29 protein-coding genes are annotated in these 26,705 nt (G+C 64.6%); 14 read left to right on the forward strand and 15 right to left on the reverse strand.

Annotated features, from left to right (window positions below; genetic code table 11):
- Window positions 1-91: 91 nt before the first annotated feature.
- The gene (locus tag AUL36_RS00200; protein WP_062216682.1) at window positions 92-670 is read left to right on the forward strand and encodes an NADPH-dependent FMN reductase; all 579 of its coding nucleotides are present in this window, start codon (window positions 92-94) and stop codon (window positions 668-670) included.
- Window positions 671-673: 3 nt separating this feature from the next.
- Here AUL36_RS00200 and pncA read toward each other — a convergent pair whose 3' ends face one another.
- Window positions 674-1,303 (reverse strand): bifunctional nicotinamidase/pyrazinamidase, encoded by a 630-nt coding sequence (pncA, locus tag AUL36_RS00205; RefSeq protein WP_062216685.1) that lies wholly within the window; start codon window positions 1,301-1,303, stop codon window positions 674-676.
- A 137-nt stretch (window positions 1,304-1,440) separates the two neighbouring features.
- Here pncA and AUL36_RS00210 point away from each other — a divergent pair, with 137 nt between their 5' ends.
- A complete protein-coding gene (locus AUL36_RS00210) occupies window positions 1,441-1,869 on the forward strand; it encodes a DUF4174 domain-containing protein (RefSeq protein ID WP_062216688.1) in 429 nt (142 codons plus the stop codon).
- Between the two features lie 18 nt (window positions 1,870-1,887).
- On the opposite strand, the gene AUL36_RS00215 is transcribed toward AUL36_RS00210, so the two are convergent.
- Window positions 1,888-2,715, reverse strand: coding sequence for a polyphosphate kinase 2 family protein (locus tag AUL36_RS00215; RefSeq protein ID WP_062216691.1), 828 nt, complete (start codon window positions 2,713-2,715; stop codon window positions 1,888-1,890).
- Window positions 2,716-2,902: 187 nt separating this feature from the next.
- On the opposite strand from AUL36_RS00215, the gene AUL36_RS00220 reads away from it, so the two are divergent.
- The 4 genes from AUL36_RS00220 to AUL36_RS00235 all read left to right on the forward strand — a co-directional run bounded on the left by AUL36_RS00220 (window position 2,903) and on the right by AUL36_RS00235 (window position 9,841).
- The gene (locus tag AUL36_RS00220) at window positions 2,903-6,214 is read left to right on the forward strand and encodes a transcription-repair coupling factor (RefSeq protein WP_062216712.1); all 3,312 of its coding nucleotides are present in this window, start codon (window positions 2,903-2,905) and stop codon (window positions 6,212-6,214) included.
- On the forward strand, window positions 6,211-7,086 hold the full coding sequence (locus AUL36_RS00225; protein ID WP_062216715.1) for a metallophosphoesterase: 876 nt from the start codon (window positions 6,211-6,213) through the stop codon (window positions 7,084-7,086). Before AUL36_RS00220 ends, AUL36_RS00225 begins: the two co-directional genes overlap by 4 nt.
- A 319-nt stretch (window positions 7,087-7,405) precedes the next feature.
- Window positions 7,406-8,446, forward strand: coding sequence for an SOUL family heme-binding protein (locus tag AUL36_RS00230; protein WP_062216718.1), 1,041 nt, complete (start codon window positions 7,406-7,408; stop codon window positions 8,444-8,446).
- 138 nt (window positions 8,447-8,584) lie between these two features.
- Window positions 8,585-9,841: a cytochrome P450 gene (locus AUL36_RS00235; protein WP_082655374.1), complete on the forward strand. Its 1,257-nt coding sequence runs from the start codon at window positions 8,585-8,587 to the stop codon at window positions 9,839-9,841.
- Between the two features lie 9 nt (window positions 9,842-9,850).
- Here AUL36_RS00235 and AUL36_RS00240 read toward each other — a convergent pair whose 3' ends face one another.
- The gene (locus tag AUL36_RS00240; protein ID WP_062216721.1) at window positions 9,851-10,192 is read right to left on the reverse strand and encodes a cupin domain-containing protein; all 342 of its coding nucleotides are present in this window, start codon (window positions 10,190-10,192) and stop codon (window positions 9,851-9,853) included.
- A gap of 315 nt (window positions 10,193-10,507) precedes the next feature.
- Between AUL36_RS00240 and rplM the strand changes: the two genes are divergently transcribed.
- The 4 genes from rplM (at window position 10,508) to argC (ending at window position 13,559) form a co-directional block, all read left to right on the forward strand.
- Window positions 10,508-10,972 carry a 50S ribosomal protein L13 gene (gene rplM / locus AUL36_RS00245; protein WP_058598956.1) on the forward strand — a complete coding sequence of 155 codons (465 nt, stop codon included), beginning with the start codon at window positions 10,508-10,510 and terminating at the stop codon, window positions 10,970-10,972.
- On the forward strand, window positions 10,972-11,445 hold the full coding sequence (gene rpsI, locus AUL36_RS00250) for a 30S ribosomal protein S9 (RefSeq protein ID WP_058598957.1): 474 nt from the start codon (window positions 10,972-10,974) through the stop codon (window positions 11,443-11,445). Before rplM ends, rpsI begins: the two co-directional genes overlap by 1 nt.
- A gap of 172 nt (window positions 11,446-11,617) precedes the next feature.
- Entirely contained in the window at window positions 11,618-12,583 is a 966-nt protein-coding gene (speB, locus tag AUL36_RS00255) for an agmatinase (protein WP_062216724.1), read from the forward strand.
- 46 nt (window positions 12,584-12,629) lie between these two features.
- Window positions 12,630-13,559 (forward strand): N-acetyl-gamma-glutamyl-phosphate reductase, encoded by a 930-nt coding sequence (gene argC, locus AUL36_RS00260; protein ID WP_062216727.1) that lies wholly within the window; start codon window positions 12,630-12,632, stop codon window positions 13,557-13,559.
- A gap of 4 nt (window positions 13,560-13,563) precedes the next feature.
- On the opposite strand, the gene AUL36_RS00265 is transcribed toward argC, so the two are convergent.
- Window positions 13,564-14,649: a COX15/CtaA family protein gene (locus AUL36_RS00265; protein WP_062216729.1), complete on the reverse strand. Its 1,086-nt coding sequence runs from the start codon at window positions 14,647-14,649 to the stop codon at window positions 13,564-13,566.
- Between the two features lie 196 nt (window positions 14,650-14,845).
- Between AUL36_RS00265 and AUL36_RS00270 the strand changes: the two genes are divergently transcribed.
- Complete coding sequence (locus AUL36_RS00270; RefSeq protein WP_062216732.1) at window positions 14,846-15,055, forward strand: DUF2842 domain-containing protein; 210 nt, start codon at window positions 14,846-14,848, stop codon at window positions 15,053-15,055.
- 33 nt (window positions 15,056-15,088) lie between these two features.
- On the opposite strand, the gene AUL36_RS00275 is transcribed toward AUL36_RS00270, so the two are convergent.
- Complete coding sequence (locus tag AUL36_RS00275) at window positions 15,089-16,987, reverse strand: hypothetical protein (protein WP_062216735.1); 1,899 nt, start codon at window positions 16,985-16,987, stop codon at window positions 15,089-15,091.
- A 209-nt stretch (window positions 16,988-17,196) separates the two neighbouring features.
- Here AUL36_RS00275 and AUL36_RS00280 point away from each other — a divergent pair, with 209 nt between their 5' ends.
- The gene (locus tag AUL36_RS00280; protein WP_374700725.1) at window positions 17,197-17,733 is read left to right on the forward strand and encodes a polysaccharide biosynthesis/export family protein; all 537 of its coding nucleotides are present in this window, start codon (window positions 17,197-17,199) and stop codon (window positions 17,731-17,733) included.
- Window positions 17,734-17,844: 111 nt separating this feature from the next.
- Window positions 17,845-19,386: an undecaprenyl-phosphate glucose phosphotransferase gene (locus AUL36_RS00285; RefSeq protein ID WP_062216739.1), complete on the forward strand. Its 1,542-nt coding sequence runs from the start codon at window positions 17,845-17,847 to the stop codon at window positions 19,384-19,386.
- Between the two features lie 42 nt (window positions 19,387-19,428).
- On the opposite strand, the gene AUL36_RS00290 is transcribed toward AUL36_RS00285, so the two are convergent.
- Together AUL36_RS00290 and AUL36_RS00295 are read right to left on the reverse strand one after the other, a co-directional pair.
- Window positions 19,429-19,773 carry a RidA family protein gene (locus AUL36_RS00290; RefSeq protein WP_062216742.1) on the reverse strand — a complete coding sequence of 115 codons (345 nt, stop codon included), beginning with the start codon at window positions 19,771-19,773 and terminating at the stop codon, window positions 19,429-19,431.
- A gap of 106 nt (window positions 19,774-19,879) precedes the next feature.
- Window positions 19,880-20,059 (reverse strand): hypothetical protein, encoded by a 180-nt coding sequence (locus AUL36_RS00295; RefSeq protein WP_153005319.1) that lies wholly within the window; start codon window positions 20,057-20,059, stop codon window positions 19,880-19,882.
- A 263-nt stretch (window positions 20,060-20,322) separates the two neighbouring features.
- On the opposite strand from AUL36_RS00295, the gene osmF reads away from it, so the two are divergent.
- Window positions 20,323-21,234, forward strand: a complete 912-nt coding sequence (gene osmF, locus AUL36_RS00300) for a glycine betaine ABC transporter substrate-binding protein OsmF (protein WP_192843754.1) — start codon at window positions 20,323-20,325, stop codon at window positions 21,232-21,234.
- Window positions 21,235-21,314: 80 nt separating this feature from the next.
- Here osmF and AUL36_RS24110 read toward each other — a convergent pair whose 3' ends face one another.
- From AUL36_RS24110 to AUL36_RS00335, 8 genes are all read right to left on the reverse strand, one after another.
- Window positions 21,315-21,482 carry a hypothetical protein gene (locus tag AUL36_RS24110; protein WP_192843390.1) on the reverse strand — a complete coding sequence of 56 codons (168 nt, stop codon included), beginning with the start codon at window positions 21,480-21,482 and terminating at the stop codon, window positions 21,315-21,317.
- Window positions 21,483-21,546: 64 nt separating this feature from the next.
- Window positions 21,547-21,816, reverse strand: coding sequence for a cell division topological specificity factor MinE (minE, locus tag AUL36_RS00305; RefSeq protein ID WP_058598967.1), 270 nt, complete (start codon window positions 21,814-21,816; stop codon window positions 21,547-21,549).
- Window positions 21,813-22,628 (reverse strand): septum site-determining protein MinD, encoded by an 816-nt coding sequence (minD, locus tag AUL36_RS00310; RefSeq protein ID WP_058598968.1) that lies wholly within the window; start codon window positions 22,626-22,628, stop codon window positions 21,813-21,815. Before minD ends, minE begins: the two co-directional genes overlap by 4 nt.
- Before the next feature lie 71 nt (window positions 22,629-22,699).
- Window positions 22,700-23,449 carry a septum site-determining protein MinC gene (minC, locus tag AUL36_RS00315; protein ID WP_058599031.1) on the reverse strand — a complete coding sequence of 250 codons (750 nt, stop codon included), beginning with the start codon at window positions 23,447-23,449 and terminating at the stop codon, window positions 22,700-22,702.
- 204 nt (window positions 23,450-23,653) lie between these two features.
- The gene (purU, locus tag AUL36_RS00320; protein WP_058598969.1) at window positions 23,654-24,517 is read right to left on the reverse strand and encodes a formyltetrahydrofolate deformylase; all 864 of its coding nucleotides are present in this window, start codon (window positions 24,515-24,517) and stop codon (window positions 23,654-23,656) included.
- A 191-nt stretch (window positions 24,518-24,708) separates the two neighbouring features.
- Complete coding sequence (locus AUL36_RS00325; RefSeq protein WP_058598970.1) at window positions 24,709-25,470, reverse strand: SDR family NAD(P)-dependent oxidoreductase; 762 nt, start codon at window positions 25,468-25,470, stop codon at window positions 24,709-24,711.
- A 79-nt stretch (window positions 25,471-25,549) separates the two neighbouring features.
- Window positions 25,550-26,026 carry a TspO/MBR family protein gene (locus tag AUL36_RS00330; RefSeq protein ID WP_062216748.1) on the reverse strand — a complete coding sequence of 159 codons (477 nt, stop codon included), beginning with the start codon at window positions 26,024-26,026 and terminating at the stop codon, window positions 25,550-25,552.
- 111 nt (window positions 26,027-26,137) lie between these two features.
- Window positions 26,138-26,689, reverse strand: a complete 552-nt coding sequence (locus AUL36_RS00335) for a DUF3429 domain-containing protein (RefSeq protein WP_082655376.1) — start codon at window positions 26,687-26,689, stop codon at window positions 26,138-26,140.
- Between the last annotated feature and the right edge of the window lie 16 nt (window positions 26,690-26,705).

Here is a 26,705-nt window from a genome sequence, read left to right on the forward strand (position 1 = left end):
AGGTGACGCACCGTTTCCTGTGTGGAGCATTGACCGGCCACCACCGCATCGCAACAGTGCGCCGAACTCGTATCCCACAGGGAGACTTAATATGAAAAAGGTCGCCGTACTCGTCGGCTCGCTCCGCAAGGATTCCATCAACCGAAAGTTCGCCCATTCGCTGGGCAAGCTCGCGGAAGGCCGGCTGGAATTTCACTTCGTCGAACTCGGAGACGTGCCGATGTACAATGACGATCTCCTGGCGGACATGCCCGCGCCCGTCGCCCGCCTGAAAAGCGAGATCGCCTCGGCCGACGCGGTGCTCTTCGTCTCGCCCGAATATAACCGCTCCTTCCCCGCCGTCCTGAAGAACGCCATCGACTGGGGTACCCGCCCCTATGGCCAGAACGTCTTCGCGGCCAAGCCCGGCGGTCTCGTCGGCACCTCGCCGGGCGCGGGCGGCGCGGGCACTGGGCAGAACCACCTGAAGAGCGTGCTCAACGTCGTGGACGTCGTGCTCATGGGCCAGCCGGAAGTCTATTTCCACTACAAGCCGGAGCTTTTCGCCGAGGATGGCTCGGTGACGGACGAGGCGACCAAGGCCTTCCTTCAGCGCTATGTCGACCGTTTCGTGCAGTGGATCGAGCGCACGTCGGAGCCCAAGGTCAACGCCCAGCCCGACGCGGCCTGAGCCTCAGGGCAGATCGCGCATCGCGATCCTGACGATCCCGCGCGCGTCCATCTCAGCTCGGGCGCGCGCGAGCGAACCATCGAGATCGATGCCGCGGCAGGCATCCTCGACCACCACGACCTCCAGCCCTGCTTCGCGTGCGTCAAACGCCGTCCAGGCGACGCAGAAATCCGTGGCGAGGCCGCAGAGAAACACGCGGTCGACGCCAAGATCGCCGACATATCCGGCCAGCCCCGTGGGGCTCACGCGATCCGCCTCGCGAAATCCCGAATAGCTGTCGACGGCAGGGTTCAGGCCCTTGCGGATCACCGCCCGCGCGTGGGGAATGTCGAGGCCGTGGTGGAACTCCGCCCCGTTCGTCCCCTGAATGCAATGATCGGGCCAGAGAACCTGCGTGCCATAGGACAGTTCTACCGTCTCGAACGGCGTCTTGCCATGGGTCGAGGCGAAGGAGGCGTGGCCGGCCGGGTGCCAATCCTGCGTCAGGATCACATGCCGGAAGCGCCGGCCCAGCGCATTGGCAAGCGGCACCACGGCATCGCCCTCAGTCACGGCCAGCGCGCCGCCCGGGCAGAAGTCGTTCTGCACATCCACCACCACCAACGCGTCGCGGTCACTCGGGGTCAGGTCCATGGATTCGCCCTTCTGAAACGTACGGTAAAGCTAAGCGGGAGACCCCACTCCTGCCAAGCACCTGCTGCGGCGCAGCGGGAACGAAGCGAAGCCTTCGCGGGTTCGACCTCAATGAGTTCCGAGTGGAGGACACGGCGATGAAATGGACCCTCGTCATGGCATCGATCAGCCTGATGGCGGGCCTGTCCGCCGCCTCGGCCCAAAGCGATCTTGATGCCCTTCGCTGGAAGAACCGCATCCTTATCCTCTTCGCGCCGGAGACGAACGACCCCGCGCTCACCCAGCAGAAGCAGCGCCTCCTGTCGGACCGCGAAGCCCTGTCGGAGCGCGACCTCGTGGTGCTGAGCGTCGCGGGCGAGCGGGTCGAGGCTCTGTACGGAGACCCGAAGGCGCAGCACAGCGCCGCGGCGCTGCGCCGCCATTTCGGCTTCGGAGCCAAGCCCGAATTCGAAGCCATCCTGATCGGCAAGGATGGCGGCGTGAAATGGCGCAGCGACGCGCCGTTCGAGCCCAAGGCCATGAACGCCGTCATCGACGCCATGCCGATGCGGCGCTCGCAGAGGTGACCTTTCAATGCGGAAGGCTTAGGTCTTTCGCTTCTTCTTCTCGTCCTTCACCATGCGCTCATATTGCTCGACCAGCTTCGGGTCGGCGGGCTTGGGCGAGAGGTCGACACCGGCCGACAGGCGATCGGCAATCGTGCCCAGCGCCTCGATGCGCGCATGGCGCTTGTCGTTGGCGGGTACCACGAGCCAGGGCGCGCAATGGCTGGACGTTCGCTCCAGCATTTCGTTCGCTGCGTCCTCGTATTCCGACCATTTGTCGCGGTTGCGGAAATCCTCGTAGGAGAGCTTCCAGCGTTTCAGCGGATCGTTCATCCGGTCTTCGAATCGCTTCATCTGTTCATCGGCATCGATGAACAGGAAAATCTTGACGATACGCGTTCCCGCGTCGGTCAGGAGGCGCTCGAACTCGTTGATTTCCCCATAGGCGCGCCCCCATTCCGCCGGCTTGGCGAAGCCCTCAACCCGCTCTACCAGAACGCGGCCGTACCAGGAGCGGTCGAAGACGCAGATTTCTCCCGTAGCCGGAAGCCTCGCCCAGAAGCGCGAGAGATAATGATGCTGCAGGTCCTGCGGCGTCGGCGCGGCGATGGGCCAGACCTTGAAGCCGCGCGGGTCCATCACGGCCGACATACGCCGGATCGCGCCGCCCTTGCCGGCCGCGTCCCATCCCTCGAATACCACCACGGCGCTATCGCCCGTGTGCAGATAGGCCTGCTGGATTTCCTGAAATTTCAGCTGAATGGCCTTGAGCCGATCCTCGTAGAGCGCCTTGTCGAGCTTGGCTCCCATGTCGAGCCTGTCGAGCGGCCGATGGCCTGCATGGGTCGTGTCCTCGTGATGCGCCATGGGAATCTCCTCTCCTGTCTCGAACGTCCCGCCATAGCTATCGGCCGGGCCTCGACCGACCAGTGGCGACACCTCAAAGAGCGCAAGCCGTTGCTCGAACCATAGCCAACCATAGGTTCGGGATCGTTGCGACGGATCGCACGTTTCTCAAGCATGCCCGATCATGGGCGAGGCTTCGAAAGACCCCATGCTGCAATCCGTGACGATCGAAACGCAGGCCTCGAATGTCGATGCGCTGGTGCCGCTTCACCCCTTGGGCGCGACCGCGAGTCTCATTCGCGAGCGAGCGGCAGAAGCGAGGGGCCGCCCGATCGTCTATGTCGCGCAGACGGTTCGCCGTGCGAAAGAGCTGATGGCTATTCTCGCCGGCTTCGACCCCGACCGCTCGCTGGCGTTCTTTCCGCCATGGGACTGCCTGCCCTATGACGGAAGCTCACCGTCCCGCTCGGTCATGGGGCAGCGCATGGGCGTCCTGCGCTGGCTCACCAACCCCAACAACAAGCCTGAGATCGTGCTGACCACCGCCGAGGCGATCCTGCGCCGCGTGCCCCCGGCCTCGATCTGGAACAGGCTGCACCGTGAGTTCCGCGTCGGCGACCGAATCGAAATCGGCGAGGTCGAAGCCTATCTGCGCGGTGTCGGCTATGTCTTCGACGACCGGGTGGACGAGCCGGGCGAGGCCGCGATCCGGGGCCGGGTCATCGACTTCTTCCCCGCCGCCGCGCCTCTGCCTTGCCGCATCGAGCATGAAGACGGGATCGTCAGCGCGATCCGCTCCTATGATCCGGTGACACAGAGAACGCTGGGCTCCAGCGACATGTTGATCGTCGATCCCGCGAGCGAGGTTCCCGGCGCGGCCCCAGCGCCCTCCGGCGAAAGCGTCGGCCGAGAGCACTGGCTCTGCCAACATTACGAAACGGGCCTCGCTACGCTGTTCGACTACGTGGACGAGGCCAGCGTTCTTTTGGAAGACGGGGTCGAGCTTCGTGTCGGCTCGTTCTTCGAAACCATCGCCAATGGTTTCGAGGAAGCCGGGGCGGGCCGAGGCAAGCGCCGTGCGCCCAAGCCGGAGCGCATGTTCCTTCAGCGCGAGGAATGGGAGACTCTCGTCGGCACGCGTCTTCTGGCGACGATCCATGATGGCGACGAGTCGTTCGAGCTGCCGCGTTTCGCCGAGATGGACGCGCCCTGGCGTGCTTTGGCCGACTATCTCGACAGCCAAAGCAAGAACATGACCGTCATTCTCGCCGCGCCCGATCAGGGGCTTCTGAAGGAATGGTCACGTCGCTTCCGCCGCAATCTCGGCCGCAGCCTCGAACTCGACGCGGATTGGGCGACAGCGCTCGCGTCCAAGAAGAAAGACGCAGGCTTCGGACTGGTTCTTCCCGTCGCGCATGGGTTCAGGGTGCCGGGCCACAAGGCCGTCGTCGTCACCGTGCAGGATCTCGGCGGCTCGTCGGCGGTCTCGCGGCGCGCGGACTCGGCCTCTTCGCTTCTGGCACCGGCCGATGCTACCTTCTCGCTCGGCGACGCGCTGGTCCATCTCGACCACGGCATCGGCCTTCTGGAAGGGCTGACGGAGGTCGAGCAGGACGGCACCAAACGGGACGCGGTTCGCCTGCGCTATGCCGACAATGCCACGCTGCTCGTGCCCGTTCGCGAGATCGGTGCGCTCTGGCGTTATGGCGGCCAAGGCACCGGCGTGACACTCGACCGCCTCAAGGGCGGCAATTGGATCGAGCGACGCAATCGCCTGCTTCAGGACGTGCATCGGACGGCCGAGGGGCTGGTCGAGATGGCGCGCGCCAAGGCCAAGCGCCGCACCAAGGCCCTGCGGCCCGACCGGCGCGATTTCGAGCGCTTTTGCGGCCGCTTCCCGCATGAGTTGTCGAACGATCAGGCAGCCGCGGTGGATGCCGTGCTGGAGGATCTCGCGAGCGGAAAGCCTATGGATCGCCTCGTTTGCGGTGATGTCGGCTTCGGCAAGACGGAGGTCGCCCTCCGGGCGGCAGCGGCCGTCGCCTTCAGCGGCCGTCAGGTGGCCATCGTCGCACCGACAACCGTTCTTGCGCAGCAGCATATGCGCACGGTCCAACGCCGGTTTGCGGGCTTCGGCATCGAAGTCGCGCACCTCTCGCGGCTTTCGACCCCCGCCGAAGCCCGCCGCGTCAAGGCCGGGCTGGCGGACGGTTCGATCCGTATCGTGGTCGGGACCCATGCCGTCGGCGGCAAGGGTGTCGGCTTTGCCGACCTCGGGCTTATGGTGATCGACGAGGAGCAGCGCTTCGGCGCCAAGCAGAAGGAAACCCTGCGCTCGCTCGGAAAGGACGCTCATCTGCTGACGCTGACGGCCACGCCCATTCCGCGCACCTTGCAGGCAAGCTTCGTCGGGTTGAACGATCTCAGCATCGTCGCGACGCCGCCGGTTCTGCGCCAGCCTATCCAAACGGTTCTGGCGTCGTTCGAGGATGACCGAGTGCGCGAAGCCTTGGAGCGCGAGACCAGACGTGGCGGCCAGAGCTTTGTCGTTTGCCCGCGTGTCGAGGATATCGAGCCCATGCGAGAGCGCCTGACGCGGATCGTGCCCGATCTCGACTTGGCCGTGGTTCACGGCAAGCTGCCGGCCGAGGAGGTGGACGACACGATGCTGCGCTTCACCGAAGGGCATGGCGACGTTCTCCTCGCCACCAACATCATCGAGAGCGGATTGGACGTGCCGGCCGCCAACACGATGATCGTCTGGCACCCGGATCGCTTCGGCCTGTCGCAACTGCACCAGCTTCGCGGGCGCGTGGGACGCGGCACACGGCGGGGCGTCGCCTATCTCCTGACCGAGCCCGGTCGGTCGCTGACGCCAGAGACCGAGCGCCGCCTTCGCACTCTGGAAGCGCTGAACCGCCTCGGCGCGGGCTTCGAAATCAGCGCGCGCGATCTCGACATGCGCGGCGCGGGCGAGCTTCTGGGCGAAGAGCAGGCGGGCCATCTCCAGCTCGTCGGCCTCGCGCTCTACCGCCATGTGCTCGGCCGCGCGCTGACCGTGGCGAGCGGCGGCGCGGTTCTGGACGAATGGCGGCCCGACGTGGCGCTGGGCGTCGCCGGCCGCATCCCGGCCGAATACGTGCCCGACGAGGAAACCCGTCTCAATCTTTATGCCGAGATCGACCGGGCACATGACCGCGCCGGTCTGGACGAACTCGCCGCCGACATCGAAGATCGTTTCGGCAAGCCGCCCGCTGCCACGCGTACGCTTCTGAAACTGGCGGAGGTGCGGGTCCGTTGCGCCGAACTCGGCATCCAGAAAATGGCGGCCGGTCCGAAAGGCATCGCGGCCACGTTCCGAACAAAGGACGACGCCAAGCTCGGAGCGGCAGCCAAACTCTCCAAGGACTGGAAGTGGACCGATATGAAGCTCGTTTATCCCATCGCGACGCAAACCGTCGCCGAGCGATTCGAGGCGGCGACCCATCTTCTGGACAGGGTGGACCCGGCCGAAGAATGAGCGCGCGGGTCTCGGCCGGCTTCGTCCGGCCACACGCGATCCCGGACGAGGTGGAGCATGTCTTCGCGATCGGCGACGTGCATGGGCGTGTGGACGAGCTTGCGGCGCTCCTCGCCCAATTCGAGCAGAGCACGGGCGCGACGCGGCGCAGCGCGCTCGTCTTTCTGGGCGACGTCGTAGATCGTGGCCCGTCGAGCCGCGAGGTCGTGGCGCTGGTGGATCAGGCCCTGTCGCGCTGGCCGGACAGCGTGTTCTGCCTCGGCAATCACGATGACTGGTTTCATCGCTTCCTTCTGGCCGATCTCGAATTCGAGGAGGAAGTCGATCTCTGGCTGATGCAGGGCGGGGAGGAAACGATGCGCTCCTTCGGGGCAGATCCGCTGCGGCCGCGCGAGGCGCGAGAGAGCGTCCTAAGCGAGCATCCTGTCTGCATCGACCTGCTCGGCCGCGCGGTTCTCCTCGCCACGTGGAAGGGGTTCGTCTTCGTCCACGCCGGCATCGACCCGGCTGCGTCGCTGGAGCGCCAGACGCGCCGCACTTGCCTCTGGACTCGCGCGCCGTTTCTCGACCATCGCGCTCCTCTGCCCGGTCTTGTCGTCCATGGGCACACGCCGCAGGTTCCCGCCCGCCCTCACGTGACCGAAAACCGCATCTCGCTCGACACCGGTGCTTTCTTCAGCGGGACGTTGACGGCGCTGGAAATCGACGGCGCACGATCGGAAATCCGCTTCTGGCAATCCCGGCATGGCGGGAAAGCCCAACATGTCGACCCGGTCGTGCTGGAGCGCGGATACGACCTGCCGTTTCGGCCCGATGCGTCGCAGCCGGGTGTGTTCAGCCTCGCATTCCAGAGCCTCTCCGATAAGGGCTGAGCGATCTTTCATGCCCCGCGGATGCGCCGCGACTGGTCGCTCAAAGCAGGGCAAAAAAAAGGGCGGCCGAGGCCGCCCAGTTTGGCTGGAGTATCGAGCCATGAAAGAACCCGATGCCTGTTAAGTGGTTAAGTCAGGAGAAGGTTGCCATAATCCTTACGAATGTTTCACGAGGCATGTTCTCCCCATTTTCACACCGCGTCGCAACCAAGAACAAGGCGTGACGTTATGGCAGCGCTGACGGGCGCGGTCCGTCAGGCGTGTTTTTGACTGGCGATCGCCTTCTGCGATCGAGTCCAGCGAAGTTGAGGAGAACCCCATGTTCCGCGACAAGCCTTCGGCCTACGAGCGCGTGACGGATGCCCTGAGCGACATCGCAGATCGAATCGGAGAACTCGAAACCCAGGTCGCGGACCGCCTTCACCTGCGCCCCTCACGCGCCGAGCGCATTCGCCGCGCGGTGGAGCATGAGGTCGGGCGTCTCTACGGCGATCATGGTGCGTCGCGTTATCTGCCGTCTTTCCTCAGTGGCTGGTCGCTCCCCTCCTCCAGCGATGCCAAGGCCGGCTTCTACAAGGCCAAGCGCTCGTTCGAGGACGGCACGGCGGATGCCCGCAGCCGCTTGTCGGACAGCGCGTCCGATGCTCGCGATCACCTGTCCTCCTTCTCGCTTCCCTCGCTCTTCAGCCAGCGCGCCAGCTTCCATGGCGGTCGTGGCTATCAGCGCGGCGTCGATTTCTTCCGCGAACGCCCGAACACGTCGGCGGTGGTGATAGCCGGCGGCGCGATCCTCGCGCTCGGCGCGGCCGTTTATGTCACCAAGAAGATCGCCGATCATGCCGAAGAGCCCGACTATGAGGTCGTGCGCCGGGACGGCGATGTCGAAGTGCGCGACTACGACGCCATGATCGTCGCCGAAACGGTGAAGACCGGCTATCACGAGAAGGCCCGCCGTCGCGGCTTCGAGACGCTCTACGACTTCATCTCGGCGAACAATCGCTCGGGCAAGAAGATCGCGATGACCGTGCCGGTGCTTCAGCAGCTGTCGGACAGCGAAGGGCGCACCAAGGGCTGGGCCGTGCGCTTCATAATGCCGAAGAAATACACCAAGGCGAGCCTGCCGACGCCGAACTCGCATGATGTCACCATCAAGGAAGTCGATGCCAAGCGCATCGTGGCGATCCGCTTCAGCGGCAATTTCACGGCGTCCACCGCATCCAAGAAACTGATGACGCTGTACAATTATCTGGCCGACGAGAACCTGAAGCAGAAGGGCGACCCGATCTACGCGTTCTACAACGCGCCGTGGACGCCGGGCTTCATGCGCCGCAACGAAATCCTGATCGAAGTCGAACGCTGATCCGATCAGCGGTCCTGAACGTCTCGAAGGCGCGAGCGGAACACCCCGCCCGCGCCTTTCGCTTGAATGCGTCTCGCGTCACCCGAGCGTTCATCCGGGCTGTTGCATCGCCCCGGCTTCGGGCCGTACCAAAGTGGCATGACCCATGCCGACTCCCCACTCCCTGAATCCCTGAGCATAGACGCTGACGGACGCGCCTTTCATCTCGATCCGCGCGATCCCACCTTTTTCGCCGATCCCTATCCGGCCTATGCGGCGCTTTACGCCCAAGCGCCGGTGGCCTTCTGGCACGAGGCCGGTTGTCTCGCGGTCGCCTCGCATCCTCTGGTCGAGCGCATTCTGAAGTCGCGCGATTTTGGACGCGTCCTGTCGCAGGACGGCAGCGGCCGGCCGGTGCGCGGCGACATTCCCGATCATCTCGCGCATTTCTACGAGGTCGAGAACCATTCGCTGCTCGACCTGGAAGCCCCGGCACATACGCGGCTGCGCGCGCTCCTGACCCGCGCCTTCGTGTCACGACGAATCGAAGCGCTCGCGCCCGAGATCACATCCATTGTCGAAGACCTGATCGATCGCTTCGATCCGGCCGCGCCGGTCGAAATCGTCTCGGCCTTTGCCGAACCGCTACCGGTTGCCGTCATCGCCGGGCTGATCGGCGTGCCGCGCGAGGATGCGGGCCATCTCCTGCGCTGGTCGCACGCGATGGTCGCCATGTATCAGATGGGCCGCACGCCCGAGATCGAGCACCGGGCGAACGCAGCGGCGCGCGAGTTCCGCGACTATCTCCTCGAGGTGATCGGCGAGAAGCGGCGCAAGCCGACGGACGATCTCCTGTCCGGGCTGATCGGGGCCGAGACGGAGAGCGGCAAGCTGACGGAAGAGGAACTCGTCTCGCTCGTCGTCCTGCTCCTCAACGCCGGCCACGAGGCGACGGTTCATCAGATCGGCAATGCGCTGGCGGCGCTCGCGCGGCAACGGGTCCCGCTGGCCCCGCTGGGCGAAGACGATGCGCTTCTGGAACGCACGGTCGAAGAAGCACTGCGCTTCGACACGCCGCTCCATCTCTTCCGACGTTTCGCGCTGCGCGACGTCGAGATCGGCGATCGGATTCTAAAACGCGGCGAAGAGGTCGCGCTGCTTCTGGCGGCGGCCAATCACGATCCGGCAGTGTTTCCCGAGCCCGGACGTTTCGACGCCGGACGCGCGCGCATTCCGCATGTCTCCTTCGGGGCGGGCGTCCATTTCTGCATCGGCGCGCCGCTCGCCCGCCTGGAACTGAAGATCGCTTTCCGAGGCCTCGCCCGCCGCTACCCTACGCTGGCTCCCGTCTCGCCGCCGCGCTTTCGCGACAGCTATCACTTTCGCGGCGTCGAACGGCTCGACATTACGCTCTGAGTTCTGTCGTCAGAGCCGGATCACATAGCGTTTGCGCGTCGTCTCTTCGACGCGCCAGCGCCCCTTGAAGCCTGGGCGCAGAACAAAGGCGTCCCCTGCCGTCACCCGGCGCTCGGCCCCGCCCTCCTCGATCAGCACGGAGGCGCCGGACAAGATTTCGCAATATTCCCATTCGGTATATTCGATCAGCCATTCGCCGGGCGTGGATTCCCAAATACCGGCATAGAGTCCATCGGCCTCCTCGAGATTCCAGGTTCGATGGATGGGATCGCCCATCGTGACTTTCTCGGCAGCAGGCCGGCTTTCCTCGGGGGTGATCCCTTCGGGATCGAGGGCGAGAAAGCTTGTCATGGAGAACTCCTTGGGCGTCAGCTTGTATCGGTCGGGTTGACGTGCGGCTGAACGAAGACGGTTCAAGGCTAATAAAGCGGCCGCCCTAGTGTGGTATCAAGAGGCCTATTTTACGGTATTAAAATACCTTATCTTTAAGTTTCTGTTTTTATTGCCTTTATACAGGCTGCGCGACGGCTCGGTCCTTTCGGACGCCCTTGCCAATCATCTACTCGTTCGTTATGGAACCGTCATCAAGAGCGGCGCGAGCCGCCCTTTTCGTATGGCCGGGATTGGTTTCGCGGCTGACGCGCGACTGACCCAAAGGGTATTTTCATGAAGACCTTCTCGCAGAAGTCCGAGACGGTGGTGAAGAAGTGGATCGTCATCGACGCCGAAGGGCTCGTTGTCGGCCGTCTCGCCTCCCTCGTGGCGCTTCGCCTTCGCGGCAAGCACAAGCCTTCCTTCACGCCCCATGTCGATGATGGCGACAACGTCATCATCGTGAACGCCGACAAGGTCGTGTTCACGGGCAAGAAGTACGAGGACAAGACGTACTACTGGCACACCGGTTATGCCGGCGGCATCAAGGAGCGCAAGGCTCGCCAGATCCTCGAAGGCCGCTTCCCCGAGCGCGTGCTCGAGAAGGCCGTCGAGCGCATGCTGCCGCGCGGCCCGCTCGGCCGTCGCCAGCTCAAGAACCTGCGCGTCTATGCCGGTGCCGCGCACCCGCATGAAGCCCAGTCGCCTGAGACGCTCGACGTCAAGGTGCTGAACTCCAAGAACTCGAGGGCTGCATAATGGCCGACCTGAACTCGCTGCAGGGCCTCGCCGGCGCTGGCGTCACGGAAGCGGCTGCTCCCGTTCACGTCCAGAAGCTCGACTCGAACGGCCGCGCCTATGCCACCGGCAAGCGCAAGGACGCAGTCGCTCGCGTCTGGGTCAAGCCCGGCTCGGGCAAGATCACCGTCAACGAGAAGGACTTCGCGGACTATTTCGCGCGTCCGGTTCTCCAGATGGTGCTCCGTCAGCCGATCGTCGCCGCTTCGCGCGACGGCCAGTTCGACATCATCGTGACGGTTGCCGGCGGCGGCCTCTCCGGCCAGGCCGGTGCGGTTCGTCACGGCATCTCGCGCGCCCTCACCTACTATGAGCCGGGCCTGCGCTCGATCCTCAAGAAGGGCGGCTTCCTGACCCGCGACTCGCGTACCGTCGAGCGTAAGAAGTACGGCAAGGCCAAGGCCCGCCGCTCCTTCCAGTTCTCGAAGCGCTAATCGCTTCTCGCAAGCGCCAAGCTTCACCGAAGCTCCAAGCTTCGAACGGACCAACGGGAAAGGGCTTCGGGAAACCGGAGCCCTTTTTTCTTTGCGAGCGGCACAGCCGTCTTTGACTTCAAGCTGTCGCCCTCTTGGCCTATGTCTGGCGGCAATTCGAAACGGGGTTCCCATGGCCAGCAAGTCGATCGACCATGCCTTTACCGCCGCCGGCCCGCTGGGCGCGGCCAGCGACCCGACCTATGCCGGCGCGCTCTCCTTCATGCGGCGGCGCTTTTCCAAGGATGTGGCGGGCTCGGATGTGACGGTCTGGGGCATTCCCTTCGATTCGGCCGTGTCGAACCGGCCGGGCGCGCGCTTCGGACCGCAGGCTTTGCGGCGGGCGTCGGCCATTTTCGACAACGACCCGCAATATCCCTTTCAGCAGGACTTTTTCGAAACGCTGGATGTCGTGGACTATGGCGATTGTCTTCTCGACTATCGCCTGCCCGAGCGGGCCCATCTGGCGATGCGCGAACAGGCGGCCGCGCTTCTGGAGAAGACCGGCTTTCTCCTGACCTTGGGCGGCGATCACTCGATCACCTTTCCGCTGCTTCAAGCCCACGCCGCCAAGCACGGGCCGGTTAGCCTCGTGCATTTCGACGCGCATCAGGACACATGGGAACTGGCCACCGACACCCATGGCCGGCCGCGCGTCGATCATGGCTCCTTCGTCTCGGCCGCGCTGCGCGAAGGGCTGATCGATCCCGCCACCTCGATCCAGATCGGCATCCGCACCCACGCGCCCGAGACCGGCGGCATCGACATTCTCTATGGCCACGAGTTGGACGACCTGTCGTCCTCCGCGATCGCGCAGCGCATCATCGAGAAGACGGCGGGCGGGAACTGCTACCTGACCTTCGACATCGACTGCCTCGACGTCGCCTTCGCGCCCGGCACGGGAACGCCCGTCGCGGGCGGACCATCGAGCGCCAAGATGCTGGCCGTGCTGCACAAGCTGGGTGCGCTCCATCTCATCGGCGCCGATGTGGTGGAAGTCTCGCCACCCTATGATCACGCCGACATGACAGCCATCGCAGGCTCGACGGTTGCCATGTACCTGGTCGGCCTTCTCGCCGCGCGAAAAGCCGGCCGCTGAGCCTCCCCATCCCTTCCCGCCTTCCCTCAGACAGGTCACGACGCTCATGAAACCGCGCATCTTCATCGACGGCGAACACGGAACCACCGGCCTCCAGATCCGCGTCCGCATGGCCGACCGGAGCGATGTGGAGCTTCTGTCGATTCCTGAAGCCGAGCGGCGCAACGCTTCGCTGCGCGAGGAGCTTCTGAAAGCCGCCGACATCGCCATCCTCTGTCTGCCGGACGATGCGGCGCGCGAGGCCGTGGCCCTCATCGGCCCCGATGCCTCGACTCGTGTCATCGATACGTCGACCGCGCACCGGGTCGATCCGAACTGGGCCTATGGGTTTGCGGAACTCGCCAAGGGTCAAGACGAGGCTATCGCCAAGGCACGGCTCGTCGCCAATCCCGGCTGCTACCCGACCGGCGCCATCGCGCTCCTGCGCCCGCTCCGCGATGCCGGCCTCCTGGCCGAGACGCAGCCGGTGACCGTCAACGCCGTGTCGGGCTATACGGGCGGCGGCAAGCAGATGATCGCGCAGATGGAGGATGCCACCCGCGACGATCACATCGACGCGCCGCACTTCCTCTACGGGCTCGACCTCGCCCACAAGCACCTGCCGGAGATGCGCGTCTTTGGAAAGCTCGACCGCGATCCGATCTTCGCACCCTCGGTCGGCCGCTTCGCCCAGGGCATGATCGTTCAGGTGCCGTTCCACGCCGAGGCTGTGAACGGCGCCAGCGCGGAGCGCCTGCGCGAGGCGCTGGCCGATCATTATGCCGGCCAGTCGATCGTGGAGGTGGCGAGCGGGGAGGAAACGTCGGGGCTGAAGCGCATCGACCCGACCGAACTCGCCGGCACGGATCGCATGAAGCTCTTCGTCTTCGGCTCGAAGGACGGCGCGCGCTTCAATCTCGTCGCCCTTCTCGACAATCTCGGCAAGGGTGCGTCGGGCGCGGCCGTCCAGAACATGGACCTGATGCTGCAGGGCTGACCCGTTAGGCAGCGGCTGGAAGGGGATAGGCCCCTTTCAGTTCCCGCGCATGGAACACAGCGCCGGCCAGCACGAAGAGCGCGCCTGCCTGATGCAGAAGCGCCCAGCCGATCGGCACCTGCAAGAGCAGCGTGGTGATCCCGAGCGCGGCCTGCAGAGTGACGAGACCGGCGAGATGGGTCGCCATTTTGGCATGGCGCGAGCCGGGCGCGAGGCGGCGCGCGGCAATGGCGTGAAGCAGCGCGACGGTGAAGAGCAGGTAGGCGCCACAGCGATGCGTGAACTGCACCGTCATCACATTCTCGAAGAAATTGCGCCAAGCCGGTGACATCGCGAGAAGATTGGCCGGCACGATCTGCCCGTCCATCAGCGGCCAGGTGTTGAAGCTGAGACCGGCATTGAGACCGGCCACCAGGCCGCCGAGATAGATCTGGAGCAAGGCCAGCGCGACCAGCAGCGCACCGACCTTGGCGGAATGGCCCGTCGGTGGCGCTTCGATCCGCTGTGGCGACAGGCCCTTGGCGATCCAGAGGGTCGAAGCGAAGATGATGCAGGCCATGGTGAGATGAACCGCCAGCCGATACTGGCTGACCTCGGTGCGCTCCACCAGCCCTGAGGCCACCATCCACCAGCCGATGCCTCCTTGAACACCGCCGAGCGCCAGAAGCCCGACGAGGCGCGGCTTCAGCCAAGGCTCGATCCGCCCCGTCAGCCAGAAGAAGGCCAGCGGAAGGGCGAAGGCGAAGCCGACGCTGCGCGCCAGAAACCGGTGCGCCCATTCCCACCAGTAGATCGTCTGGAAGTCCGACAGGCTCATGCCCTTGTTGAGCAATTGATATTGCGGGATCTGACGATAGAGATCGAATTCCTCTTGCCACTGCGCCTGCGAGAGCGGCGGAACGATACCGTGAATCGGCTTCCATTCCGTGATCGACAGGCCGGATTCGGTCAGACGCGTGGCTCCGCCCACGACGACCAGCGCAAGGATCAGCGCCGCGACGCCATAGAGCCAGAAGCGAATGAGACGGCGCGAGCGTGCCCAGCCGTCGGCTTCGCGGGCAAGGGTGGCGGCATGGGTCGATAGGGTCATGTCTGTCTTGAACCGGCTTGCGAACTCAGCCGCTTCATCCCCTTGTTTTCGGCCGATCGGATCGGCAATCTAGGACCGGACCCGAAGGGTTTGCGAAATGGGCCCTGGCCCCGAGGTTTGGTACGATGTGCCACGCTTGGCAAGGGTCATCGGGTCGCGGCACCATCACGTCTGCGTCCCAAACCGGAGGTTTCCCATGCCCATCCGATTGAAGAAGCTCATCGGCACGCTGCTGCTGGTCGGCTTCGTCGCGGTCTATGCCGTGGTGGCGACGGCCTATGCCACTCTTTACCTCGCCGATTCAGCGGCTTACATCCATTTGCTCTACTTCTTCGCGACCGGCATCCTCTGGGTTGTGCCGGCCATGTTCGTGATCAAATGGATGGAAGGCGCGCGGCGTTCCTGAAGCGTCGCTGCGACATCCACGCCGACATCGGCGTCAAGCGCTTTGCCGGTCCCGCACCAGGATCATATCGGCGAAGCCGCTTTCCGCCAGCGTTCCGACGGCTGCGTCGGTTTCGCTTGACGAGCACCCCTCGACCGACACGAGCAGCGCGGCCTCGGCGTCGATCATGGTCTTGAGACGCGTCGTATCGACCCGCCCGGCGTCGATCAGCAGCGTTTCGTAGCTGCGCTCCATGAAGTCGAGCGCATGGCGACGTTCGCTCCAGCGCCCCGTGTCGTCCTCACCCTGGAGGCTGCGACCGGCGGCCACGATGTCCGCGCCGGTGGCGAAATCACGCCGGGCAATCTCGGAAAAATTCGCGTCGCCGCGCACGAGGTCGATGAGCCCGGGCTCGCTGGGAGCCAGTCCCATGGCGCGTGCGGCGTCCTGTGTTTTCGACAAATCGACCAGCAGCACGGAGCGGCCCCGCAGCGCAAGGCGGCGCGCCAGATCGACGCTGAGCGGACGCCCATCGCCCGCGCCGGCGGCCACCACGATGGCGCGGGACAGTTCGCTCGCCCGCAGCGCCTCGATCACATCGTCGATCATCGCGACTTCGGGCCGGCTCGGGGCCTCACTCGTCAAGGACACGGCCGGCAAGATCGGCCCGGCCTCGATCTCCTCCTTGCGCCGCAAGGAACGCGACAGGGCGAGAAAGAACGAGGATCCGAGAAAGCCCGCGACGCTCCCGGCAAGCGCGCCCGGCCAAAGCGAAAGCGAGCGCTGTGTTGGCGGGAGTTGCGTCTGCGCGATCAGGGGCTTGGCCGCTGTTGCTTGCGCATCGGGTGAGGCGGCCTCCTCCGATCTCCGCTTGGCACGCCACGCGGCCAGATCCGCTCGCGCAGCTGTCAGATCGGCCCTCAGGGTGTCTCTGGCCTGCATACGGGAATCGGGATCGGCCGAAGCGGAGGCGCTGGGTGTCAGGGCGCGCAGAGCCGCTCCGTTGGCCGCGCGTTCCGCCCGCAGATCGGCGAGCAGCGTTTCACGCTGCTGCTCGATATCCGCGGTCAGCTGGCGCAGGCGCAGACGCACCATCTGCACACGCGGATGGGACTCGTCGAACTGTGCCGCGAGTTCGTCAGCCTTGGGCTTGAGCGTTCGAGTCTCGGCCACGAGTCGCCGCCAAGTATCCCACCCTTGCCAGAGGTTCGAAGGGGCATCCCCCTCCTCGCCCTTCTCGACCGCAACGATGGCCGCATCGAGGTCCGCCTGCCGCTGTTCCAGCAAGGCTCGCGCGGCGATTTCCTGCCCCTCGGCGGCTGCCGGTGCGGGCGAGGCGCTGATCACCGCGTCGAAATCCGCCAATCGACGCTCGGCATCCGCCATGCGCGCTTCCAGATCCTTCAGCACCGGATCCTGATCCGATCTCCGCGCCGGATCGGGCGCCGCGTCGTTCGCGCTTTGCGGCGAGCCCGCTCTTCCATCGGCCGCCGCCAGACGCTTGGCCGGGCTCGGCACGCGGGCCAGGAGATCGGCGACGATCAGGCGAACACGCTTTTCGGCAAGAGCGGCGCTTCCGGCATCGGCCCAGACCACGCTCCTCGAACTCGACAGGGATGTCACGCCCGCGCGCCGGCTGACGCTGCCTTCGAGCGGCCCCGAACTCCGGTTCAGAAGGTCGTTGAGGGAGACGACCTCGTCCGCCTCTGTCTCATCCGCATGGGTCTCACGGCGGATCAGATCGTGAATCTCGGCATTGGTCCAGGATGGCAGAGGCGCGCCATCGGCGGAAAGCTCGATCCGGGCCCGGTGCACGGGGGGTACGAGCGAAACGGCGAAGGCGGCGATCGCGCCGGACAGGACCGTGGACGCACCGACGATCCCAAGGCGCCGCGCGACGTCGCGCGGCCCCTTTAGATCGTCCTGTCCCCGCTGCGGCCAGATCGCCGGCATGGTTTGCCCTTCCTGTCGCACGCCGCCCCTTGGATCGATTCTCGTATCCGTCATCGAGTTCGAGGATAGAAGGTTGAAATTCGCGGACAATATGCACGCGAGTTTACGTACGGTTAACCCTAATTCGAGAATGTTGGCGCGGGCGAGTCGCCCGACACACGATTTGAAGCTTTTCTGGAGTGAGACTCATGCGCGCCGGCTTCGTGACGATGGTATTGATCGGAGCGCTGCTGTCGGGCTGCGTGACGGCGAAACCGCCCGCCCCTGCGTTTCATGCGGTTTTGAACCAACCCTATAAGCTCGACGCGGGCGATCGAATCCGCGTGACGGTGTTCGAGCAGGACAACCTGTCCAACATCTATGCTGTGGATAAGTCCGGCTATCTGTCGCTACCGCTGGTCGGGGCGGTGCCCGCGCGCGGCAAAACGACCGAACAGGTGCAGGCCGCGATCACGGCGGCGCTTCGGAACGGCTATCTGCGTTCGCCTGATGTCTCGGTTCAGGTCGAGCAATATCGCCCCTTCTTCATCATGGGCGAAGTCGCGAGCGGCGGCCAGTACTCCTACGTTCCAGGCATGACGGCCCAGAACGCCATCGCCATTGCCGGTGGCTTCTCCTCGCGCGCCGACCAGCGCACGGTGGACATCACGCGGCAGGTCAATGGTCAGGTCATCACAGGGCGCGTGTTGATCTCCGATCCGATCATTCCGGGTGACACGATTTCCGTTCGCGAAAGGCTATTCTGATTTCGGCCCGTCGGCTCAAACTCCTTTAGCCTTTGACCGCTAGATCTGACGTCAGCCGGACGGTTCATTCGCTCCTTCAAGAGAGCCCGCCGGCACTAGGGTGGCGATCGGATGAAGAACAGGAAGCCAAAGGCCAATCTTTTCGAGCGCGACATCGTTCGCACCTATCGTCCGGACGAGAAGGAGATCAAGCGGGATGCGGCGGAGGTCGAGCTGCCGGTCAACGCGCGTCGTCTGGCGCAGATGTTGGAGCGCCGCGTTCTGTCGCCCCGTCTGGCGAGCGGGCTCGTTCGTCTCTTCGAGATCGTCGTGCTCGGCCTTCTCGCGATCGTCTGCCTCCGCAACTCTGTCGATGGTCTGATCGCGCGCCTCAGCCTCAGCGCGCTCCTGATCGTCGTCTTGGCCGCGATGATGCAGATGACCCACGGCTATGAGCCTGCGGTGCTGCGTTCGCGCCGCTCGCAGTTCCTTCGCCTGGGCGCCTCGATCTTTTCCGCCACGATCATCGTCGGCTTATGCGCCTCCCTCACCGGCAAGCTGACCTGGGCGCTGACCCACGATCTCTGGATTTGGGCCGTCGCCGGCTTCGGCCTTTTGAGCGTCGTGCGCTTTTTCCTGGCCCGGCGGATGCGCCGATGGGTTCGCAACGGCTTCATGGAGCGGCGCGCGATCCTGGTGGGCGGCGGCAGCGCGGCGGAGGCCTTCATTCGCCGCCTCGAAATGCACCCCGACAACGATGTGCGTATCTGCGGCATCTTCGATGACCGGAGCGACGACCGCTCCCCGCCGATCGTGGCGGGCTATCCCAAGCTCGGCTCCATCGCGCAATTGACCGAGTTCGCGCGGCGCGCCCATATCGACATGCTGATCGTAACCCTGCCCATGAGCGCACAAGCCCGGCTGCTCTCGATCATGCGTGAACTCTGGGTTCTGCCGCTGGATATTCGCGTCGCCGCCTCCTCGGCCGACTTGCGGTTCCGCTCCCGTTCGCATTCGTTCCTGGGCGACATTCCGCTTCTGAACGCCTTCGATCGGCCGCTCGCGGAATGGAGCATGATCACCAAGCGCACGCTCGATCTCGTGGTCGGCACATTCGCGCTGATCGCGCTGAGCCCGGTCATGATGGCGACGGCGATCGCCATCAAGCTCGACAGCCCCGGCCCTGTTTTCTTTCGCCAGAAGCGCCACGGCTTCAACAATCAGATCATCAATGTCTGGAAGTTCCGCTCGCTGCGCCATGAGATGTCCGATCCTCTCGCGCGCAAGATCGTCACTCATAACGACCCACGCGTCACGCGCGTCGGCCGCTTCATCCGGCGCAGTTCCATCGATGAGCTGCCGCAGCTGTTCAACGTGTTGACGGGCGAGCTCTCGCTGGTCGGCCCACGCCCGCACGCGGTCCATGCCCGCTCGAGCTTCGACGCGACCTTCACGGAAATCGTGGACGGCTATTTCGGGCGGCACAAGGTCAAGCCCGGCATCACGGGCTGGGCGCAGATCAATGGCTGGCGCGGGGAGATCGACGACAGCGAGAAGCTCAAGAAGCGCTTCGACTACGATCTCTATTATATCGAGAACTGGTCCCTGCTTCTGGACATCCGCATTCTCGTGATGACGCCCATCAGCCTCTTACGCAGCCAGGGCGCGTACTGAGACGAAAAGGCCGGCGCGGGATGAGCGCGCCGGCCGGCCGCCTCAGATGGCGGCGATCACGATGATCTCGACGAAATAGTCAGGCGTGGCGAGCTTCGATTCGCCGGTCGCGCGCGCGGGCTTGTTGGACGGATCGACCCAAGCGTCCCAGACCGCATTCATGGCGCCGAAATCCTTCATGTCGGCGAGCCAGACGGTCGCCTGAAGGATCTTGGACTTGTCGGTGCCGGCCTCGGCCAGGAGGCGATCGATCTCGGACAGCACCGTCTTGGTCTGAGCGGTCACATCCTCACCGGGATTGCCGACCTGACCCGCGAGATAGACCGTGTTGCCGTGAACGACGGCCGCGCTCATGCGATGACCGGGCTCGATGCGACGAATGCTCATACGAAATCCTTCCGCTTTGGGCTTTGTGCCGGCTGCGTTCTAGATGCGAATGAGCAAGGTCAGCAAGCGTTTCCAGCCATGACCAAGCGATGCGGCCCGGCCCGCCTCAACGGGGCGACCATACCCTGGCGGTCTGCGGCTCCCGGCCGGACGAGGCGCCAAAGCGCGGGGATGTGGAGGTTTTGCCGTAGAGGTCGGACAGGCGTTCGACCATCCCCTGCTCGACGGCTTCGTTTTCAGTGATCAATCCCGCCTCGAGGGCGGTGACGATATCGGACGCTGTCATGGAGTTCCCCATTTCATCAGGGCGGGAGTCAGACGAACACTTTGTTTCCAGCTTGGTTCCGTAAAGATTTACGGATTTTTAACCATTTAGCCGCCGAAGAACAGTCCCTTTGATGATTTGAAACGATCGCGATTCGCATCGAACGGCGCGGCTGCGGCACCGGCACTCTGGCTTCCGGCCGGTGATGCTCCAGTTTGCCGTTTCGAACCACCTGCAGCCCGGTCGCTCAACAGCGTCGGGCTCTCCCGATCTGGAGACATTCGATGCGCCTTCCCGTGTTCGCAGCCGCCTTGCTTCTGGGCTCAACCTTGGCGAGCGGGGCTTTCGCGGCACCCGTCACTGTCTCGTCCAAGATCGATACCGAAGGCGGCGTCCTCGGCAACATGATCATGCTGGCGCTGCAGAATGGCGGGATTGAGACGACCGACCGCATTCAGCTGGGCGGAACGCCGGTGGTGCGCAAGGCCATCACATCGGGCGAGATCGACATCTATCCCGAATATACCGGCAATGCGGCCTTCTTCTTCAACCGCGCCGAGGACCCTCTCTGGAAGGACGCGGCCAAGGCCTATGCGGAGGCCAAGAAGCTCGACTACGACGCCAACAAGATCGTCTGGCTGACGCCCTCGCCGGCCAACAACACCTGGGGCATCGCGCTGCGCGGCGATGTCGCGGACCAGAACAAGCTGACGACGCTCAGCGAGTTCGGCTCTTATGTGGCCAAGGGCGGCGACGTGAAGCTCGCCGCCTCCGCCGAATTCGTGAACTCCGCCTCCGCCCTGCCCTCGTTCCAGACGACCTATGGCTTCACGTTGAAGCCCGACCAGTTGCTGACGCTTTCGGGCGGCGACACGGCGGCGACGATCGCGGCGGCGGCCCAGAACACCAATGGCGTTAACGCCGCCATGGTCTATGGCACGGATGGCGGCATCGCGGCCTCCAACCTCAAGGTGCTGGCGGACGACAAGAACGTGCAGCCGGTCTACCAGCCCGCGCCCATCGTGCGCGAGGCGGTGCTCAAGGAGCACCCGGAGATCGAGAACCTGCTGAAGCCGATCTTCGAGAGCCTCGATCTCGTGACTCTGCAGGAGCTGAACGGACGCGTCCAGCTCGGCGGCGAGCCGGCGCGCGCGGTGGCCGAAGACTATCTGCGCTCGAAGAACCTCCTGAAATAGGTCTCCCGCACCAACCATAGAAAGAGCCCGGCCGCATCCTGCAGCCAGGCTCTTTTCGTGTCAGCGGTCGGGCTTGGGTCCTACTGCTTCGCCTCGCCCTTGCGGGCCTGCGCTTCGCAGACCTCCACATGCTTGCGGAGCGCTTCGGTCGACAGGATGGACGCGATGGAGCGGATGTTGCGTCCCTGCATCTGTGGGAGGTTCTGAACCTCCTGCAGACGAACGAGAAGCTCGGCTCTGCTGCTCATGGCTGTCTCCTTTCCCTTTGGTGTGGAACGGCTTCGGCCCACCGGACAGACTGTCCGGCCGGCTTCAATGCGCCGTCAGGAGTGCCGCTTGCTGCGGCAATTCGATGTCGACTTCCAGCGTCGACATCTGATCTTTGCGGTCCATCTTCACCTTCACCTTGTCCCGGTTGATCGGGACATGGCGCGCGATGACGGCCAAAATTTCCTCGCGCAGCACGGCGACGAGATCGGACTGTCCGATCTCGGCGCGTTCGTGGGCGAGCAGGATCTGGAGGCGCTCACGCGCCGCCGGGGCGGTGGTCCGCTGCTTGTTGAAGAAGTTGAAGAGGCTCATGCAGCCCTCCGGCTGAAGAACTTGCCCAGAAGACCGCGCTTGTCCGTCGGCACGTTCATGGGGACGGTCTGACCCATGAGCCGCTTAGCGGCGTCCATATAGGCCCGCGCCGGCGCGCTCTGGGCGTCCGACAGCGTGACCGGCGTGCCGAGGTTGGACGCACGCAGAACTTCCGCGCTCTCGGGCACGATGCCCAGAAGCGGGATGGAGAGGATTTCCAGAACGTCGTCGACCTTGAGCATGTCCCCGCGCTCGGCGCGAATGGGGTCGTAGCGCGTCAGAAGCAGATGCTTCTCGATGCGGCCGCCCTTTTCGGCGCGCAGCGTCTTGGAATCGAGAAGGCCGATGATGCGATCGGAATCGCGCACAGAGGACACTTCCGGGTTGGTGACGACGACGGCGAGATCGGCATGGCGCATCGCCAGCGTCGCGCCGCGCTCGATGCCGGCCGGGCTGTCGCAGATCACCCAGTCGAACTGCGCGCGGAGCTGATCCATGACGCGATCGACGCCGTCCTGGGTCAGGTTGTCCTTGTCGCGGGTCTGCGAGGCCGGAAGCAGGCAGAGCGTGTCGACGCGCTTGTCGCGGATCAGCGCCTGGTTGAGGTTCGCGTCGCCCTGAACCACGTTGATGAGGTCGTAGACCACGCGCCGCTCGGCGCCCATCACGAGGTCCAGATTGCGCAGGCCGACGTCAAAGTCCACCACGACGACCTTCTGGCCGCTCTGTGCCAGAGCTGCGCCCAGCGCGGCGGTCGAGGTGGTCTTTCCGACGCCCCCTTTGCCCGATGTCACCACCATCACCTCAGCCATGTCAGGCCTTTCCCTGTTGTCGTTTTTTTCGTTTCGTTTCGTTCGGCCGTCGCACCCGCCCCGAGGCGAGCTCAGTTCGATAGGACCACGGTTCTCAGAGCCGTGTCGTCGAGCCAGATGTGGACGGGCTGGCCCAGCATCTTGGGGTCGAGGTCCTCGGCGGTCTTGTAGAGACCGTCGATGGCGATCAGTTCGGCCTCGAGCTTGCGGCAGAAGATGCGCGCATTGGCATTGCCGGCCGACCCTGCCAGCGCCCGCCCCCGCAGGGCGCCGTAGACATGGATCGAACCGCCGGCGATGACCTCGGCCCCCGAGGCGACATGGCCGAGAACGGTTACGTCCCCTTCCGGGAAGATGATCGACTGGCCCGAGCGAACCGGCGTGTCGATCACCAGCGCCGGCGTAACGGGCGGCGCCGTCATGCGCGGAACGGCGGGCGCCTGGGGCGCCGCGCCGGATTTCGCCGCCGCCGGGGCGGAGGTTTCGTCGGGCATCTCGATGTCGGCTGCGTTGCGGCCGCCGCGCATTTCCGGCGGCATTCCCGGCCCAAGAATCGAAGGCAGTGCGCCTTCAATGCCCATGACGCGGACATTGCGCTTGGTCAGTTCCGCGAGCAGATCGGCCAGCTGCTCGCGGGTGATCGGCAGACCCGCCACATCCAGAACGATGGGCCGGCCCAGGAAAAAGCCCGTGGAGCGCCGGGCAAGGTCGTCCAGCTGCGCGAGCCAGTCGCGGAACGGCAGTTCGGGCGACAGGACCAGCGCGAGAAAGGATCGGCCGCGCAGGCGGACCGCTTTGCTGTTCGGTAGGGCTTCGGTCATCTTCATTAACGCTTTGTTGCTGAGGGAGTTAAACCGTTCAGCCTTAACTGAGGGTTAACTCTTCGCCGACCTGCGTCAGATGGAGGCGGCCGAAGCCCCCTGGCACGGGGGCGTGGCCTGCTGAATTTTATGGATGCCAAACAAAAAGGGCATCCCGATCAATGGGATGCCCATAGTGGCGAAACGCGGCAAAGGTTCCGCCTCTCAATCGCGAAAGATCACCGTCTTGTCCTTGTTCAGGATCACGCGGTTGTCGAGATGCCAAGCGATGGCGCGCGACAGGACGCGGCGCTCGATGTCGCGCCCCTTGCGCACGAGGTCTTCCGGCGCGTCATGATGGGAGATGCGCTCGACATCCTGCTCGATGATCGGGCCCTCATCGAGATCGGCCGTCACATAGTGCGCCGTCGCGCCGATCAGCTTCACGCCGCGCCGATGCGCCTGATGATAGGGCTTGGCGCCCTTGAAGCCGGGCAGGAAGGAGTGATGGATGTTGATGCAGCGGCCCGAGAGATAGGCCGAGAGTTCGTCCGACAGGATTTGCATGTAGCGCGCGAGCACCACGAGGTCGGCGCCGGTTTCCTCCACGATGCGGATGATGTCGGCCTCCTGCTGCGGCTTGGTGTCGCGCGTGATAGGCAGATAGTGAAACGGAATGCCGTCGAAATCATGATGGGCATAGGTCTCGCGCGGGTAGTTCGAGACGATGCCCACGATGTCCATGCGCAACTCATCGATCCGCCAGCGATAGAGAAGATCGGCGAGGCAGTGATCGAAGCGTGAAACGAGGATCAGCACCTTCTGGCGCGCATCGTTGGCCGCGATGCGCCAATCCATGCCGAACCGCTCGGCGATCGCGGAAAAGGCCGTGGTCAGGCTTTCGACCCGCACCACCGATTCCACGATGGCAAAACGCACGCGCATGAAGAAGCGGCCGGTTTCCGGGTCGTCGAACTGGTGCGCCTCGCGAATATCCGCGCCATTGTCGTAGAGATGCCGCGACACGGCAGCGACAATGCCCGGACGGTTCGCACAGGACAGGGTCAGAATATATTCGGGGCTGGGCACGGCACACTCCGGCAGGCGCGAGAGCCCTCCCCGGAACCTTCGTTCAAGAGGAAGACCCTCACCATTTGTTTTCAGGCATAGGCCGAAGCCGAAGCGGGGTCGCTTCGGCTGAACAGGCGCTGGACATGCCCTCCCCTAACCGATCCCACGGCCGCCGGGAAGCGAGGCGGAGAGCGGCGCATGGCCCCGGCTCAGATCGAGCCCGCTTCCACCATGTAATTGTTGGCGGTGCACATGGCCGCGTCGTCGGAGGCGAGGAACAAGGTCATGCGCGCGAGATAAACCGGCTCGATCGGAAACGGCAGGCACTGGCGCTTGAGATGGGCCTCCAGCGCCTCGGGCGTCACCCAAAGCTCCTTCTGGCGCTCGGTCATGATCCAGCCGGGAACCACTGTGTTGACGCGGATGCGATGGGGGCCGAGATCGCGCGCAAAAGAGCGCGTCATGCCGTGCACGGCCGATTTCGCGGTCGTATAGACCGGCATTCCGCCGCCCGCTTCCCACCAGGAGTTCGAGCCGAAATTGATGACCGATCCGCCGCCGGCCGCGATCATGCCGGGCGCGACGGCCTGGATGGCGAAGAACATGTGCCGCAGATTGGTGGCGATGCGCTCGTCGTAATAATCCGGGGTCACGTCCTCCCAGCCGTGGCGATCGTCCCGCGCGGCATTGTTGACGAGGACGGTGGCCGGTCCGAGCCAGGCTTCGAGCCGTGCGAAGGCAGCGCGCAGCGCATCGATATCGCGGAGGTCGCAGGGCTCGAAGGCCACGTCGCAATCCTTGCCCGACAGGTCTTCAGCCAGCTTGGCTCCGCGCTCGGCATCGATATCCACGAAGCCCACCTTGGAGCCCTGATCGACAAAGGCGCGCACGATGTCCGCCCCGATGCCAGACGCGCCGCCCGTGACGAAAACTGTGCGCCCGCGCAGGCTGGGATAGATGGCATAGGACATGAAACCTCCCGGCAGGCGATAGGCCCGCTTTGTGTGAAGCCGGATTGGCAAGGCACCGAACGGGCGTCAAGACACCTGTCTAAGCAAATGTGCCGCGGTCTCGATTGAGCTGCCAGACCTTAAGATTGAGCGCAGCGGCGACGCAGACCCAGGCCAGATAAGGCACGAGCAGAAACGCCGCTGTCCGGCTATAGGGCCAGAAGGCCAGGATATTGACCGCGATGGCGAGGCCCAGCAGCGTTATGTCGAGAAAGGCGAGGTCGGGCCGCCGCCGGCCGAAGAACAGCATCGACCAAAGGAAATTCAGGATCATCTGCCCCAGGAAGATGCCGAACGGGATGATCACGAAGCCGGCCTGCCGCCAGACCAGCCACCCGCTGATGGCGATCAGGAGGTAAAGCACGCTCCAGACGATCGGGAAGGCGCGGTTGGGCGGCGTCCAGGATGGCTTCGTCAGCCCCTGATACCAAGTGCCTGGTTTGAAGACGATGCCGCTGGCGGCGATCAGCCCCGAGAACAGGATGAAGCCGAGAAGGATGAGAATGGAAGTCGTCATGGGAGAGTCCACCAATCTGTCATGCGCCTAACGTCCCATGCGCCTGCCGCGTCGTCACGACGCACGGGGCGTATCGACCGGCGAGTTCTCGATAGACGGTAGCATGAGGCGTCAAATCCAACCGCCAACGCGCAGGCCGACGACAGCCAAAGACACGACCGCCAGCCCCATCTGCATCGGTCGAAGTCCCGCGAAATAGTTCGGCACTTCTTCCCTGCGCGCGGCAATCGGGTCCAGCACCGCCAGCGAAAGATAAGCTAGGAGGAGAAGAGCTGTCGCGAGGCCGAACCGCCCGGCTCCGGTCAGCAGGATCGAGCCGATGCCGGCGAGAAAAAGCCACATCATCATCGCCAACTGGCTGAGATGGGCGCCATCGGGCATACGGAAGCTCACCCCGCGCCGCACGCCCGACAAGAACGTCACGATTGCCCCGGCCCAGACGAGGGTCAGCGGCAGGAGCGTCGCGCTCCAGTCCGGCAGAACGAAGAGCGAAAGCGCGCCCGCCGTGATCGGCACGATCGCCGCATAGGCCAGCAGCCAATCCTCCGGGGGCGGGCGAAGCGGCTCGTGGACAGGCAGGGTGATCGTTTCAGGTGCGCGCTGGGTCATGGAAGGCGAGTTAGGCAACACCTCTCGCTCTTCCAGCGCGCGGGCGCCACGCATCGCCGCTTTTCGTTCC

The sequence above is a fragment of the Aureimonas sp. D3 genome (genome assembly GCF_001463805.1).
GTDB classification, from domain to species: Bacteria; Pseudomonadota; Alphaproteobacteria; order Rhizobiales; family Rhizobiaceae; genus Aureimonas; species Aureimonas ureilytica_A.